Consider the following 15356-nt stretch of genomic DNA (forward strand, 5'->3'; position numbering starts at 1 on the left):
GAGGATAATCTTATCGTTAGGGAATGCAGGACTCACACCATCTCCTGCTCGCTGGAAATATAAGGATAAGATATTGTTCTCACATATCACTATTCATTATAAGATAAGGACAGATTCTTTATTTGTATCTTCCTCATTCGATGAAGGGCCTTCGACTTCAACTGGCTCTAAATGTTCTTCCACATAATGATCTTGTTGAGCTTCAAATTCAGCTAATTCTCTATTACCAGCCTCAATTCGAGCTTGTAACTCAGCCATTTCTTCAGGTGTAAATTGACGAGTCATATCGATTGGTTCTTCTTCTGGTTGTGAATACACTGACTCACCAAGAACTTCACCAACAACTTCTTTAAATGCTTCATCACTTGTCTGAAGATAGGTAGCTGTTGGGCGCAGAATATCTTCCCAATCTGATGATTCAACAATTGCTAACTGACTCTCAATTGTAGATTTGAGACGTTGGTGGAAGACACGGCTCTTGTTCTTCAATTCTTCAGTCTCAACAGCAACTTTCTTAGCATTATCAGTAGCTTGACGCAAGATCTCATTAGCCTTATATTTTGCTTCCTCAAGCAAACGTTGGGCATCTTGCTCTGCCTGTTGGATAATATTATTAGAACGATCTTTAGCAGCTTGTTTCACACGCTCTGCCGTATCTTGAGCAATCAATACTGATTGACTCAAAGAATCTTTCATCTCATCAAAGTAAGACAAACGTTCTTCCAAGCTCTTGATATGCAACTCTTTATCATGATTGCTTCGAACTAAATCTTCATAATCACGAACAACAATTTCAAGAAATTCTTCAACTTCTTCTGGATCAAAACCTCTAAATCTTGTTCCAAAGGTTTTATCTTTGATTTCTAACGATGTAATTGGCATATTTTTCCTCACTTACTTAATAACAATTGGACCGTTAATTTCTTTTTATCTTTTTTTGTTTGCCCATTATCTCTAACGAGTTTCAATCGACCAAATTTCCTCACACTAATCAAATCATCAACTTGAACTGCATAATCTGATTTTTCAACTAAATGGTAATTCACTTGGACTGCCTGTTTTTCAATTAACTGACTTGCCTGATTTCTAGATAGCTTGAAGACACCTGCTAGAAAACCATCTAATCTAGAACTAGCGATACAAATATCTAATTCTTGATAATTTTCTACTGTAGCAATTTTCTCAGCAAAATTCCGTTCTTCTAGACGAACCGGTAACCGAGCAATTTTCGTAATGCCGTCTTGAAAAAGGAGCATAAACTGTCGATTAATAATAATCTGTGCCCTCTCTTCGTTGACTAAGATATCACCAAATAGCTTCCTATCAATTCCCAGCTTGTTTAAAACAGTCCCTAATATTTTTGCATGCGTTAAGCGTTCAAACTTATTAGGGTAGACAATTTCTTGCAAGGAAAGTTCAAAATCAGAAAATTCTGGCTCAAAATAATCAGGATACAGGAGAACTCGTACATATTCAGTTTCAAGAAACTGCCGACTGCTCATATAGGAGATGCCGTTGGTTGATGCTAGAACCTTTAAAATCTTTTCTTGATGGGGATTTACAAAGGGTGTTAAAAAAGGAGAATAAGAATCTTCTACCTTTTTTATCCATTCTACTCCCTTATCAATAAAAGACGAATCATTCTTAGAAAAGTGTTGATAAATTATCTTGTTCATAGAAAGATCACTAAAAGTCGAATCAACTGTTCCCCTAGGAAGTGAACTAGTAATACCGCAATCCAGACAGACAAGTCAAGACCTGCAATCTGGAGGGGTAAACGTTGCAAGGGAGCTACTATCGGTTTCACTAAACTAATAATCAAGCGTCCAAGACGTGATTCATAAGCATTGGGAAACCAAGACATCAGAGCAAACACGATTAAAATCAGTGAATAGATATCCACTGCATTTTGAACAAAACGAATGAGAAAGATCATTATCTTACTCTCGTACGTTTCATATCAAAGCCAAATTCACCATTTTGTGATTCATCTGGAATTTTGATATCTTCAATATTGACAACAACATCAACTGGTGTCAGCAGGTACATAGTAGATGCTACCTTTTTCATGTTACCAGCTAAAACGTGGCGCGCACCATCCAGATAGTCCAAACAACGACGAGCTTGAACTTCTGTCATATATTGGAAATCAATCAAAATACTTTCGTTACCAGCTAATAAATCAACAATATCTGTGGCATCTTCGTATTTACGTGGATAACGAACATCAATTGTCACCTTATCAGTAGAACGTTGACTTTGCATAGCCAACTCTTGTTGACGGGCATGAAGACGAGTGATGTTTTTATCTTTAGATGGCGTGCTAGCAGCTTGTTGAGGCAACTCTTGAACAGAAGGGACTGGAGTCACAATCGGCTCTTCAGCTTTAGGCTGATATGCAGTACTAACATCTTCTCCATCTTCTGTAAAATAATCTATAAATTTATCAAATCTATCTTTTAAAGACATATTTCTTTCCTATTTAAAAAATGCTGTACCAATTCTGACAAATGTTGAGCCAAATTCAATCGCTTCCTTGTAGTCACGACTCATACCCATACTCAAGTCCGTCATTGGCATATTGGGAATTTGTTTTTCTCTAATTTCTAGTTGCAAATCCTGCGTAGCTTTAAAAATTTCTTTCAACTCATCACTACTAGCTTCAAAAGGAGCCATGGTCATCAAGCCGACATATTCAATTTTATCTAAGGTGGCCAATTCTGGTAAGAGCTCCAATAGTTCTTCCCTTGAAAAACCATGTTTGCTCTCTTCCCTTGAGATATTTACTTGTAAGAAACACTTAACAACTCGGTCACTTCTTTTTTGAATTTCCTCTGCTAGCTTTAATGAATCCAAAGCGTGGAAATAATCAACATACTGAATGACATCTTTGACCTTGCGTCTTTGCAAGGTTCCAATCAAATGCCAGGTAATATTTCTATCTTTTAAAGCTTCATATTTCTCAAGAAATTTATCTACACGATTTTCACCAATATGATGCACACCTAGCGGAAGCAAAGCCTCCGCTGTCGGTACGTCTACATATTTTGTAACAGCAACAACCGAAACAGAATTGACTTCTCTTCCTGACTGCTGACTTGCATCTTTTATTTGTTGAAAAACACGTTCTGTATTTTCTTTCAAATTCATGTACTTAACGATTTTTGAAGAATGGAGGAGTGTCTAATTCATCCTCATCGTGTAAAGATGGCGCTTCGAAACGTTCAACTGGTGATACAACTGAATCAGTCGGACGAACAATTGTCTCACGACGCAAATCCCAATCACCAAATGCTGAAGTTTGAGAAGTTTCTGTACGGCGAGGTGCTGGACTTGGAATTTCTGCAGTTTCAGCCATATCAAACTGACGATTATGATTATGTGCATGACTAGGACTTACTTGTTCATGACGGACAGCTTGTCTTGGTGCATGGCCCACAACTTTTTCCACACGATCTTGACGAACACCAGTTGCAACGACTGTAACACGAATTTCATCTTTCATGTTTTCATCGATAGATGTTCCGAGCCAGATGTTCACTCCTTGACCAGCCGCTTGGTTGACGATTTCTGAAGCTTCTTCTGCTTCAATCAAAGTCAAGTCAAGTCCACCAGTAACGTTGACGATGACATCCTCGGCACCGTCAATAGTTGTTTCAAGAAGTGGTGAGTAGATTGCCTTACGAGCTGCTTCTACCACACGTTCTTCACCACTACCGATACCGATACCCATTAGGGCGTTTCCTTTATTTGCCATAACTGTTTTCACATCGGCAAAGTCAAGGTTAATCAAACCAGGATTTGTGATCAAGTCCGTAATTCCTTGAACACCTTGGCGAAGTACGTTATCTGCTTCGCTAAGAGCTTCAAGAAGTGGCGTTTTCTTATCAACAATTTCAAGCAAGTTGTTGTTTGAAATAATCAATAGAGTATCTACATGCTCACGAAGTTGATTGATTCCTTCTACAGCGTACTGACCACGTTTGCTTCCTTCGAAACCGAAAGGACGTGTCACAACACCAACTGTAAGAGCACCTAGATCTTTAGCAATGCGGGCAATAACAGGAGCTGCACCAGTACCTGAGCCACCTCCCATACCTGCAGTAATGAAGACCATATCTGCTCCAGTAATAGCTTGAGTCAAGGCTTCTTCGCTTTCTTCAGCAGCCTTTTGACCAACTTCAGGTCGACCGCCAGCACCCAAACCACGAGTCAATTTAGGGCCTAACTGAATTACAGTCTCAGCTTTTGTACTACTCAAAGCTTGTACATCTGTGTTTGCTGCGATAAATTCTACGCCTGCAACACCTTCGTCAACCATGCGGTTAATGGCGTTACCGCCACCTCCACCAACACCGATTACTTTAATCACTGCACCTTGAGCAGCCGCTGTATCAAATGAAAATGTCATAGTTTATTTTTCCTCTTTTATTCATCAAACATGCTTCCGATTAAGCCACGGAAACGATCTGCGATTTTTGGTTTATTTTGAGAAGATACTTTATCTTCTTTCGGAGCAACTACGTTCGTAGAAGCTGACTGCTCTACCTCAGTATTTTGAACTGGTTGAATAGGGGTCGGTTGTGCTACCTGCGTAACACGTTGAATCATCCCACCAAAATTAATTGGTTGGTGACGCAAAGTATCCTCACCCTTAACTGCTCGTTGTGCTAATAAATGCACCTCAGTCAATTGACCAGCAAATTCAGACAAGCTAATCACATGAGCGAAGGCAGGATTACGGATTCCAACTTGATTTGGAACGTAAAGTTTGACACCAACGCCAAAGACTTCCTGTGCAAGTTCTACAACACCTGGTAAAATAGCATTTCCACCAATCAGAACAATTCCACCTGGAAGATCCAACAAATGTCTTCTTTCCAACTCTTGTTTGATTTGTTCAAAAATGTGTTTAATGCGAGCTGAAATAATCTCTGCTAGATATCTTTCTGTAACTTCTACAGGCTCTACTTCACCAATCACTTCAACTTGGAAGGTTTCATTGCTTGCAAGTGAAGGGTAGGCTTCACCATAGTTTAATTTCAATCCTTCAGCTAGTTTTTGTGAAGTCTTCAAGACTTTAGAGATATCTTTCGTGACATAATCTCCACCTTCTTGAAGAATATTTGTAAACTGGAGTTCTTGGTTACGGATTGTAGCAACAGTTGTTTGACCTGCTCCCATATCAATCACCGTAGCTCCAAATTCACGCTCTCCTTCATTCAAGACTGAACGAACCAAAGCCAATGGTGAAATAATAATATTTTCAACCTGAACACCTGAGCGCTCAACTGTCTTGCGTAAATTGTGAAGAATAGTACGGGGACCTGTGTAAAGCAAACCACGCATTTCAAGACGAACCCCCATCATGCCACGCGGGTCACGAATACCTTGGAAGCCATCTACGATAAATTCTTCTGGAATAAACGTAATGACTTCACGATCTGGTGTCATACTCTTTGTCAAAGCTGATTTGACAACATTTTCGACATCTTGATCTGTAATTTCTTTTGTATCAGATGTAACTGGAATCATTCCTTGAGTTGGTTCTACTTGCAAAAGATTTCCAGGCAAACCAACATTCACTGATTTGATTGAAATGCCAGCTTTCTCTTCTGCTTGGGAAATAGCTGACTTGATAGCAGTTGCTGCTGCTTCAATATCAACGATAATCCCATCCTTTACACCTTTACTCTTGGCATTACTTACACCAATTACATTTAGTTCACCATTTCTAAGCTCGGCAACCAACACCTTAATCGAATTGGTTCCGATATCTAAGCCTGTAAAAAAACCATCTCTAGCCATTACATCGCATCCTCTCTCTTCCAAGTTTCAAACTTCTATTCAATATAGCTAAAACAGGGCATAGCTATTCACAGAATATTATAACACAAAAAATCCAATCGTGCTTAGTTTTTCCTAAATTTACTTACCATTTTTTTACATTCGCTCATCATATTTTTGTATTTTCCAAACAAGTTATAAAAAATTAGATTTATGAAAAAAAGAAAGCTCATTTCTAAGCTTTCTTTGCAATCATTTTTTCTGCTTCTTGTTCTAAAAATAGTTCCAAGATTTTCTTTGTTAACGTAATTGCTGCTGATAAGGCTAGGGAAACGATTAAATAATTAGCTACTAAGCCATGGTCTCCAACCAATGGTGGTTTTGTCAAGAATCCGTAATCTCCGCCTGTTACTAAATTGACCACAAAAATCAAGGCATTTAGTGCAAAGGTCATGAGAAAAATTCCCTTCACATCCAGCAATCGCGCGTTATACTGTCTCAATAGATAAACTAAAGAGTTCCCCAAGAGAGCTAAGTGGCCAAAGATAAAGGATAAAATCGTAATATGTGGGAAAGGATAGGCATCTGACACTGGATAAACAAAGGCTGCTAATGTCCCAAATGTTCCTAGTAATGCAAAATACTGCCTATATTTGGACTGACCAGGTAGCAAGAGCACCACAAACATAGCCATACGACAATGGTAAAAGGGTAAACTTTCTGACAGAGGCATATGATTGACCCCATACCAACCATAAATCAGGATCAACTGAACCGCCTGCAAGATTTGGAAAAATCGTTGGTAAGCCTTCTTTTCACGATAACGATAGGCTGTATAAAAGGTCAAAGCCAAGAGTGTAAATATACTGACATACCAAAAAAGGTCAAATTTGGGTGGCTCTGTTGCTTGGGTCGTAAAGAAAATATCCCATAAATTCATCTAGTCTTCCTCATGATTCAAAATTTTCCTGCATATTATTATACCATGCTATTTGTCAAAAATGGATTTAGAAATACGTAAATGTTTGACAAAATCACTTTGCTTCATTTTCTAAACTTTCTAACAACTTGGCTAGATTCATAGAGTTAGAGCCTTTGAGTAGGATTTGGTCATTGACTCCAAGGCTTTCTTTGACCTGCTTAACTAGGTCTTCAAATTGGTCTTGGTCTTCTGTTTTCTTGAAGTAGTAAACGTGGCCGATTGGGAACATTTGACTGGCCAGTTGAGCCAATTCAGCAATGTCTTCTCCGTAGAAAATCACGGTATCAAGCACATCTGGTGAGAGGCTCAAAATCATCTGGTTATGGAGCTGAACAGACTGGTCACCGAGTTCCTTCATGTCCGCTAAGACAGCGATTTTTTTGCCACCTTCGTTGGCTGGAATAGCCGAAAAAGTCTCTAAAATCAACTTCATAGCAGTTGGATTGGCATTATACACATCTGATAGAATATCTGCACCATTGGCTGCTTTCTTCCACTCAGTACGGTTACGCGTCAATTCAAGATTTTGGAAGGCCTGACGAATTTGCTCCTCTGAAACTCCTTCTTGTAGGGCAACATAGGATGCAATCATGGCATTAGTAGCATTGTACTTACCAGTCACTGGCAAATCAAGGGCTTGTTCCAAGAAATTAGCCTTAAATGTCAGACTATCCTTGCGCTCAATCAAGTCTGTGATTTCCAGCTCAGCTCCTTGCCCAAAACGAACTACCTTTTTATCAGTTGGCAAGTAGTCCTCTACAATAGTGTCAGCTGGCGCTAAAAGCAAGGAATTCGAAGACATCCCGTCTGCAATTTGCATTTTTCCTTTAGCAATCTCAGAACGGTCTTTGAAAAAGGCCAAATGGGCTTCTCCAACCAAGGTCACGATGGCTGTTTTTGGACGAGCCAATTCTGACAAGAGATGAATATCTCCCAAGTGATCCTGTCCCATCTCTAAGACCAACTTTTCTGTTCCTTCAGGCATATGGAGAACTGTGTATGGAAGACCAATCTCGTTATTGTAGTTGCCTTGAGTTTTGTAGGTTTTGTAGGTTGTTGATAGCAAGTGCGCTAACATATCCTTGGTCGTTGTTTTACCATTTGAACCTGTGACCGCAAAGACATCAACTGCTGTTTTTTCAAGATAGTAGGCAGCTAGGGATTGAAAGGCAGCCAAAACGTCAGCTACTAGAATGTAGGGATGATTTGCGACCTCTTTCTCAGACAGGGTTGCAGCAGCGCCATTTTCAAAGGCTGTTTCTATAAAGTCATGACCGTCACGCGCACCTTTGAGGGGGACAAATAAATCTCCTGTCGCAATCAGACGACTGTCAAACTCGGCCTTCTCTAACTGGGTGTCCTCAAAGATGCTGATATCATTTTTAGCTCCTACAACTTGAGCCACTTCATGGATTGTTAATTTCATTTCTACTCCTTTAAAAAGGGTCGAAGCTCGAGAACTCTAGTCACCTTGCAGTGATAGTTCTGGCTTCTACCCTCTCTTTCATTTTATAGCAAATGCGCTTCGCGCTTGTCAAAACTTTCCTTGGCAAGGTCAACCAAACGCTCGATTAGTTCTGGGTAGCTGATTCCCATATTGTCCCAAAGTAGTGGGTACATAGACCACTGGGTGAAACCTGGCATGGTATTGAGCTCGTTTAGGAAAATCTCTCCCTTATCTGTATAGAAGAAATCACAACGAGATAGACCTAAACCACCAATAGCACGGAAGGCAGTTTCTGCATTCTGACGCATGACAGCTACCACATCATCACTGATTTTAGCTGGGATATCCATGGTAATCTTGTTGTCAATATACTTGGCATCATAGTCATAGAAGGCTACATCCTTGACTACTTCTCCTGGTAGCGTACTCTTGACATCGTAGTTGCCCAAGAGACCAACCTCGATTTCACGAGCATTTACCCCTTGCTCTACCAAGACACGGCTGTCATATTGGAAGGCAAGTTTCAAGGCTTGACGAAGTTCCTCTTGATTTTCAGACTTAGAAATACCGACACTAGAACCCATGTTAGATGGTTTTGTGAAAACTGGATAAGTCAATTTTTCTTCAACTTCGGCAATTTTAGCAGTCACATCATCACCTTCGACAATGGCCACATAAGGAACTTGGGCAATCCCGACAGATTCTAACACACGTTTGGTGGTGATTTTATCCATGGCAAGGCTAGATGACAAGATGTTGCAACCAACATAAGGCATTTTCAAAACTTCTAAGAATCCTTGAACAGAGCCATCTTCTCCCATCGGACCGTGAAGAACTGGAAAGACCACTGCTCCTTCTTCGTAGATAGCACTTGGTGCAACTTGCTTATCCCAATCAATGGTTTCATTGGTCATAAGACGATCCTCTTGACCTGGAGTCTGGCTAAATTCTTGCGTTTCAATAAAGTCACCTGACTGGCTGATGAAGAAAGTCTTGACTGTGAAACGGTCGTAGTTGACCGCACGCATGACACTTTCAGCTGAAAGAACAGAGACTTCACGCTCTGCACTCCGTCCACCGTATAAAAGAATAATCGTTTGTTTCATATTATTTGTTCCAATTCTAATAGAATACTCGTTCTTTAGTATATCATATTTGCTTCTTTTTTGAAACTTGTATCTAAAAAAGCCCTCATTTGAGAGCTGAAATTTTACCTATCCACCACTTGAGCTTCAAAGCGTGCTGGTTTGTCATCTACGGTATCTTTTTCTAGTAAAATTCCTCAACACAACCAGTTGTTCATACAGCATTGTGTTGAGCAAGAAGCCACTTTCTCTGGTAAACTATCCATACAAAGTCTGATACATCTTTTCCATGAAAGCCTCAAGCTCTTTTTGAACAATTTTTAATAGGCGCTCTTCTTCGGCTTGAGAGATGTCCACACTCTCTTTTATTTTTTGATTACTAATATTAGAATAGTAACTACGTTTTATGGTTAACTGATTATCTAAAATATAGTAAACATCTATTTTTTCCTCTTTTGCTGTTGTTTCAAATAAAACAGTGACTTCATTCCTTCCAGGATTTGATATTTTCAAATCAATGTCTCCTTTTATCCCTATGGAGTCAATTCCTCCATCCAATCGAATAGCTCCGTCAGAAGGAATAGTATAACCTGCCTTACGGATGTCAGACGCATATTTTCCTGATGCCATTAAATGATGAAGAACTTCAATTCTTTCATTTTTCTCAAAGGCTTCTTTTAAAGTACTAGATTGTCGGAAATGATTGTATGCAAAATATGAAGGGATTGCTAACAGAAACAAAAACAATACAATCAACCATTTAAACTGTTTTAATTTATCTGACATTAGTCTTCCCCCTATTCAACACTCTCTTTCAAATAAGTGTTATTGTAAATTATCACTCGTCGTCCTCATCGTCATAAACTGGGTCACCATGGATTTTGATGTATTCTTCATTCCTACGGTCATCTTCTTCCCAAACTGGGTCTCTCACATCGCCCAAAAAGGGAATTTCTTCCAAACTCAGCTCATTAGCCTCTTCATAACTCATCGAAAGGGTATCCTCATGTCGGTTTTTAAATTCCTCCACACTTAACCAGCTCTCTTTATCATCTTCGCTAATCTGACCATCAATAGCAGTCGCAATTTCAATGGCCATAATATACATAGCTCTTTTATCAACAGTGAGAAGGTCAAGGTGGGTAGAAGCTAAACGTAGACAGTCTCCTTTTTCTCGATAGTCTGTTGCTGGATTGTCTTCAAAATCTAATTCAAGATTTTCATATACATGACTCCCAAATTTGTTGGTAATCCCTTCTTTCAACTGAACATTATTCCATCTATTATCATGCATCCACTTATTCAATTTCAAGTGAATAGTTGGGTCTGTTTTAAATGGGCGAGTATTCCCAAAGTAAGAAAAATCTACTGGCTTACAATCTTTAGTGTCAAACCACATTCTCTTCGCTAGTTCTATATAATCAAACGGAATTTCTTTGGTGTAATCACCTTTAATATATAATCTCATATTTTACTCCTACGTTCTCAAGAATTCAGCAGCTCTCAAAATAAATCTAACTAATTGATTTTTCTCATAATTTGACATTTTTTTCAACTTAGATATTGAATCAAGCCAATTTCTAGCGCTTTGAGGATCAGTTATCTGGGTATAAGGAATATCCTCATTCAATGTATAGCCAGCTTTCCCACTTCCAGATTGAACCTGAATTTTACCACTATTTGGTTCTGCATCCACACGAATATTCCCTTTTCTACTTCCAATCTTTCCTTCAACAGTCCCAAAAGTCTTACTCGTAGGTCTATTTGCCTGCCAGCTGTCGTAGTTGCTAGAATAATTAACCTGAATTTCGCCATTTTGTAAGGCCGTCTTTGTGATAGCTGATAAGCTAGTTACTGCTCCACTAGCTATCAGTACATTTCCATATTGTACCCCTGTTACTGATGCTGCCGTACCAGCTACGATACTTGTCCCTGCTGTTGGCGGACCAGCCATGATACTCAAAACTTCAAGGGCGCCACTCGCAAAGTAAACTCCCAATCCAGAGAATATTTGAGCTACTCCACTCCAAAATTCGGCTGAATTTGCTTCAAAGTTTTGTGCTTTTAGTTCATCAAACTTTTTGTTAACCAAATGAGTATAGTCGGCATCGTATTTCCCATTTTTTGAAACGACATAACCTTGTTCAAATGGATAAATGTCAATGATATTCCCTGTTTCATCAATCTTAAGAGTGTGATTGTAGTCGTCGATTATTTTATCCCATTCGGACTTGTCGTGACCTTTTAAGCGCTTCTCTAATTCGGCACGGTAGTAGGCATCTCCATCGTCCGTTAGCATCATATCCCTAGAAGCTTTATTGAAGTTCAGAACCCCTGCGAATTTCAATACCTCCTTAAATGATAATATATTTTCCACCCTAAAATAAAGAGAATGACAGCTAACGAACAGAACACTATTTGCTGGAACAAATGCTCTAGAACAGTTTTTTTCATTTGTTCTACAACCGCATATAATCGCTTTTTAGCTTTCTCCGAACGTTGTTCCCAAACGGTCACTGAAGAACCTGTGTTACTTTCAATCACAGCTTGATTTTCACTTGCTAATTTCAAATATCTCCCAGCATGATACAACCGCTTTTCCCCATTTAACCAACTAATTTCAACACTCTTGTCTCCTTGTAATCGATTATTGTAACTGATGGATACCGCTTGATTCTCAGAAGAAATCTTACTTTCAATTTGATTATAGTCATCCACCACATAGATAAGGCCGATGTTCTTTCCATTTTCTTTTGAGGGCACTAGATGAATATGCTTATCAAGAGCATGCCAATCCTGATCATTTTTATCTTGAATCAATTGAACCATACTACTATTCACATCCATCTTAGAAAATGAAATATATTGGTAGATCGGCTTCAAAATGAACAATAAAAAATAAACAAGCAAAACGAGTGAACAAAAGATAAATTTGTTTTTATTTCTCATTTACTTCTCCAAAGCAACTTCTTCTTAACAAAATATTCTTAAGAATTGTTTCATGCCAATCTTCCTTTATAAAACTATTACCTCATCGTTCCATTTGTTATTCTGTTCTCCATATATCTTTAACGCTCACTTCTCCCCAATTATCTGGGCTAAAACGACTAGGGTAGATAGTGGTCCAGTCTTTAAGGACTTTATTACGGAGTACATTATCTGCTTCCTTGCGAATCTCATCGACAGTCTTTCCATGCTCCACTAGAAAGGCTTCTATTTGAGATTGCTGAAAATATCCTGTACTCTCATCATCATAGTACCACATAAACCGTTCTAATTGCTGATTGTTTACATCGTACTGGTAATCTACATTTATGGTTGTCTCTGTATCTGGCAGTCTCAAACGCATTTCTATCCCAACTTTCGTCATCTCCTGAAATCCAAAATAAAAATAATAACCTAGAGAATGAATAGTGTTTGGTAAATTTACACTTTTATAATCAATAGAATGTTTATATAAATCTTGAGATCCATTATCGATAATTTTTAACCCTTTTAACTTATAAAAAGCTCGTCCTTTCCAGAGAAATGTATAATTGTGATAATCACTTTCTTCGTAGTATATTTCATCAAAAATATTGTGAACTCTCTGATATTTATAATACTGAAAACCAGAGAAAGATAATAATAGAACTATTAGCAACGAAAAAATTGCAAATTTCCTCTTCTTCATCTAATCACCTCATCTCTATCAAGTCTTGATTACCTGCTTCAATATTTCGAATGAAATTATAAGTACTTGGGTAATTTTTTTGTAGGTAGGCCATACACTGTTCTTCATTAGGTAATTCAAAATGCGATTGCATTCCCGATTCTTCCACATATTTCATATTATCTGGTAGTAATTTTGTGAAAATTTTTTGTTTAATTTCTTCTACCGATTTATACTCTACAAATTTTTCTGCACGAGTGTATTCGCCTCGTTTCATTTCTGAGTAATACTCGTTTGAAGCTTCAATATATGATATTTTTTTACGTTTCATTTTTTGTGTGATATTTACCGCATCTAAGTCTGCTTTATAATCGTCATTTCCAAAACTAATATCATCACTATCAGTAAGCGTCGCATCACCTAACCAACCTGCAAAATCGTTAACATTCTCGTGTCCAAATTTTGTTAAATCACTTCCTCTAAGTCTATTATTTAAGTTCGATGCTGTAGTAATAGAGAAATGAGCAAAATCTCCTTTTCCATAAAAGGAAGAGTACTTTTCATTCCATTTTTCCTCGAACATCTCGTCGGTCAATTGAACACCATAGACTTTTTCATAAGTTGACTTATATTTTTTTCGTTCATCAACGTTCATACCAGCATAGTTTCTATATATTCCTGAGGAAATTTGACTTTGTAATCGAATATTATAACGTAACTTGGTTATTTGATTATCAGTTAATCCCAAATGTTTCAACAATGTTTTACCATCAAGTGGGAGGCCAGTTTTATCCGAAGGTGTGCCAGCAACGTCCATCCAACTGACATCACTAATATATCCTTTAGCCTTATCTCCCATTGATTCACCATTCTCAAAGCCTTCTGAATATATAAAACTCCCTAGTGTCACTAACAAAAGTTGTTCCCGTTCCGTTTGAGATAAATACGGGAATTTTTCATCAATCAATGTGGATATTTCAGTAATCAGTCCACTCATCTCTTTATCAAAGCCATACTGTTCAACTAGCATATTTATAAATTTATCTGATTTATTCTCTGCTTTATAATCCAATGACTCAATCTTCACATCCTTCATCTTCTGCACCCAGCTCATGTCCAGACCGTCCGCATAGTAGTTGCCATCGCTATCAACAATGATTTTACTCAGTTGTGTAGCTCCTTTGATAGCTAAGCTAAGGACTTCTAGACTATCGTTGAAATACTGGGAAACCTGTGAGACAAAAAATTCTAGTTTTTCAATCTTATCATTCAAATCCTGAATACCCGACTCGATTTGAAACTTGGTATTGTAGAGGATGGTCTTCTCAGAGAAGGCTTTCCCCCAATTGAGACTAAAGAGGTCTTTGATTTGATTTAGCCAGTTCTCCCTCACTTGAATCTGAGCTTCTACGATAGCTAACTGCTCTTCTCTCAGCTTTTTCAATTCCTTAAGCTGGTCTAGGTCCAAATCACCATATCCAGAGACCTGAGCATCCGCATCTTTGTAGGAGGTCAACTCTAGTTGGATATCATCTATCGCTGCTTGGAGCTTTTTGATGCTGGGGATGATAATCTCTATAAAGAGACCTTTACCAGCTGTGTAGGCTGCTCCTGTCAACTCACCTGAGTCTAAAGAAGAAATCAGGTGATCACATCCACTAGATAAGCGGTCTGTGACTTCATTTGCGACTTTGAGGTTGTTCGTCATGGCCTGAATCAATTCTTGGGATTCTTGTGCGCTGTATTTTACTCCCATGGTAGCCGATTCCTTTCCGCTATCAGTTCTTCTCTGGCTTCATCGAAAGAGCGACAAGCCTTTTTAGTTTGTTTTTCCAACGTATCCAGTTCCTCCTCTACATAAGAGTTGACCTGTCGCTGAATGGTTCTATTATCACTTTCGATTTGCTCTATTAGCTGACGAGAACTGGGTGAGAGAGACAATAGATTTATCATGCGATGGTGAATGCTCTGAATATCCGAGTAAAAGTTTGTCAACTGCTGTTCATATTGCTTTTTAGTTGCTCGGAGTCTGTCTTCCTTATCTTCTATTTTAACAATCTTACGCCAAATCTCTGTGCGCTTTTCTTCATTTCTATCTGCCATTCCTTAGTGACTCCATCTCTTCGCTTGCTCTATATCACGTTTTTCAATCCTATGAGCAATTTCTGGAAACTTATTTGCTTGGGTCAAAACAGCTGAACTAAAATCACTGACCGCCTGAAGCATTTGATTGCAGGTCTGACGTCCCGCTTCCATTCCAGTGATTCCAGATGTATATGAAAATTCCACCTGCTGATTTTGCTTGTCGCTCGTTTCATACCCGACCAACTCATTAATAGCCGCCTCTGCTGCTATCGTGCTAGATTTTATCTTTCCACCCATACTTCAAACTCCCCTTATTAA

The 15356-nt window shown here is 38.6% G+C and carries 18 protein-coding genes and 1 other annotated feature (1 of these 19 running past the window's edge); all 18 genes read right to left on the minus strand.

Annotation, left to right across the window (positions count from 1 at the left end; all coding sequences use genetic code 11):
* Nucleotides 1–96 (minus strand) — a binding site (T-box leader); it reaches 116 nt to the left of the window's first position.
* The 18 genes from D8855_RS04490 to D8855_RS04575 all read right to left on the minus strand — a co-directional run bounded on the left by D8855_RS04490 (nucleotide 97) and on the right by D8855_RS04575 (nucleotide 15335).
* Entirely contained in the window at nucleotides 97–882 is a 786-nt protein-coding gene (locus tag D8855_RS04490; protein WP_125416255.1) for a DivIVA domain-containing protein, read from the minus strand.
* An 8-nt stretch (nucleotides 883–890) separates the two neighbouring features.
* Nucleotides 891–1676: a YlmH family RNA-binding protein gene (locus tag D8855_RS04495; RefSeq protein ID WP_125416257.1), complete on the minus strand. Its 786-nt coding sequence runs from the start codon at nucleotides 1674–1676 to the stop codon at nucleotides 891–893.
* Nucleotides 1673–1936, minus strand: a complete 264-nt coding sequence (locus D8855_RS04500) for a YggT family protein (protein WP_000576496.1) — start codon at nucleotides 1934–1936, stop codon at nucleotides 1673–1675. The genes D8855_RS04495 and D8855_RS04500 overlap by 4 nt, the downstream gene beginning before the upstream one ends.
* Nucleotides 1936–2469: a cell division protein SepF gene (locus D8855_RS04505; protein WP_049487344.1), complete on the minus strand. Its 534-nt coding sequence runs from the start codon at nucleotides 2467–2469 to the stop codon at nucleotides 1936–1938. Before D8855_RS04505 ends, D8855_RS04500 begins: the two co-directional genes overlap by 1 nt.
* 9 nt (nucleotides 2470–2478) lie before the next feature.
* Nucleotides 2479–3150, minus strand: coding sequence for a YggS family pyridoxal phosphate-dependent enzyme (locus D8855_RS04510; RefSeq protein WP_049511013.1), 672 nt, complete (start codon nucleotides 3148–3150; stop codon nucleotides 2479–2481).
* Nucleotides 3151–3154: 4 nt separating this feature from the next.
* On the minus strand, nucleotides 3155–4411 hold the full coding sequence (ftsZ, locus tag D8855_RS04515) for a cell division protein FtsZ (protein WP_049511014.1): 1257 nt from the start codon (nucleotides 4409–4411) through the stop codon (nucleotides 3155–3157).
* Nucleotides 4412–4428: 17 nt separating this feature from the next.
* Complete coding sequence (gene ftsA, locus D8855_RS04520) at nucleotides 4429–5808, minus strand: cell division protein FtsA (RefSeq protein ID WP_125416259.1); 1380 nt, start codon at nucleotides 5806–5808, stop codon at nucleotides 4429–4431.
* A 214-nt stretch (nucleotides 5809–6022) separates the two neighbouring features.
* Complete coding sequence (locus D8855_RS04525) at nucleotides 6023–6727, minus strand: YwaF family protein (RefSeq protein ID WP_049500939.1); 705 nt, start codon at nucleotides 6725–6727, stop codon at nucleotides 6023–6025.
* A 94-nt stretch (nucleotides 6728–6821) separates the two neighbouring features.
* Entirely contained in the window at nucleotides 6822–8195 is a 1374-nt protein-coding gene (locus D8855_RS04530) for a UDP-N-acetylmuramoyl-tripeptide--D-alanyl-D-alanine ligase (RefSeq protein ID WP_125416261.1), read from the minus strand.
* 83 nt (nucleotides 8196–8278) lie between these two features.
* The gene (locus tag D8855_RS04535) at nucleotides 8279–9322 is read right to left on the minus strand and encodes a D-alanine--D-alanine ligase (protein WP_125416263.1); all 1044 of its coding nucleotides are present in this window, start codon (nucleotides 9320–9322) and stop codon (nucleotides 8279–8281) included.
* 237 nt (nucleotides 9323–9559) lie between these two features.
* On the minus strand, nucleotides 9560–10087 hold the full coding sequence (locus D8855_RS04540; protein WP_125416265.1) for a thiol-disulfide isomerase: 528 nt from the start codon (nucleotides 10085–10087) through the stop codon (nucleotides 9560–9562).
* A 52-nt stretch (nucleotides 10088–10139) separates the two neighbouring features.
* Complete coding sequence (locus tag D8855_RS04545) at nucleotides 10140–10769, minus strand: hypothetical protein (protein WP_125416267.1); 630 nt, start codon at nucleotides 10767–10769, stop codon at nucleotides 10140–10142.
* A 9-nt stretch (nucleotides 10770–10778) separates the two neighbouring features.
* Nucleotides 10779–11603 (minus strand): hypothetical protein, encoded by an 825-nt coding sequence (locus D8855_RS04550; RefSeq protein WP_260467321.1) that lies wholly within the window; start codon nucleotides 11601–11603, stop codon nucleotides 10779–10781.
* 41 nt (nucleotides 11604–11644) lie between these two features.
* The gene (locus tag D8855_RS04555; protein WP_125416269.1) at nucleotides 11645–12250 is read right to left on the minus strand and encodes a hypothetical protein; all 606 of its coding nucleotides are present in this window, start codon (nucleotides 12248–12250) and stop codon (nucleotides 11645–11647) included.
* 97 nt (nucleotides 12251–12347) lie between these two features.
* A complete protein-coding gene (locus D8855_RS04560) occupies nucleotides 12348–12974 on the minus strand; it encodes a TipC family immunity protein (RefSeq protein ID WP_125416270.1) in 627 nt (208 codons plus the stop codon).
* Between the two features lie 4 nt (nucleotides 12975–12978).
* Nucleotides 12979–14709: an LXG domain-containing protein gene (locus D8855_RS10750; protein WP_260467322.1), complete on the minus strand. Its 1731-nt coding sequence runs from the start codon at nucleotides 14707–14709 to the stop codon at nucleotides 12979–12981.
* Nucleotides 14700–15056, minus strand: a complete 357-nt coding sequence (locus tag D8855_RS04570) for a hypothetical protein (RefSeq protein WP_042750678.1) — start codon at nucleotides 15054–15056, stop codon at nucleotides 14700–14702. The genes D8855_RS10750 and D8855_RS04570 overlap by 10 nt, the downstream gene beginning before the upstream one ends.
* A 3-nt stretch (nucleotides 15057–15059) precedes the next feature.
* Entirely contained in the window at nucleotides 15060–15335 is a 276-nt protein-coding gene (locus D8855_RS04575) for a hypothetical protein (protein WP_049491527.1), read from the minus strand.
* Between the last annotated feature and the right edge of the window lie 21 nt (nucleotides 15336–15356).

Origin of the sequence: Streptococcus mitis (assembly GCF_003942685.1) — a bacterium.
Lineage (GTDB): Bacteria > Bacillota > Bacilli > Lactobacillales > Streptococcaceae > Streptococcus > Streptococcus mitis_CD.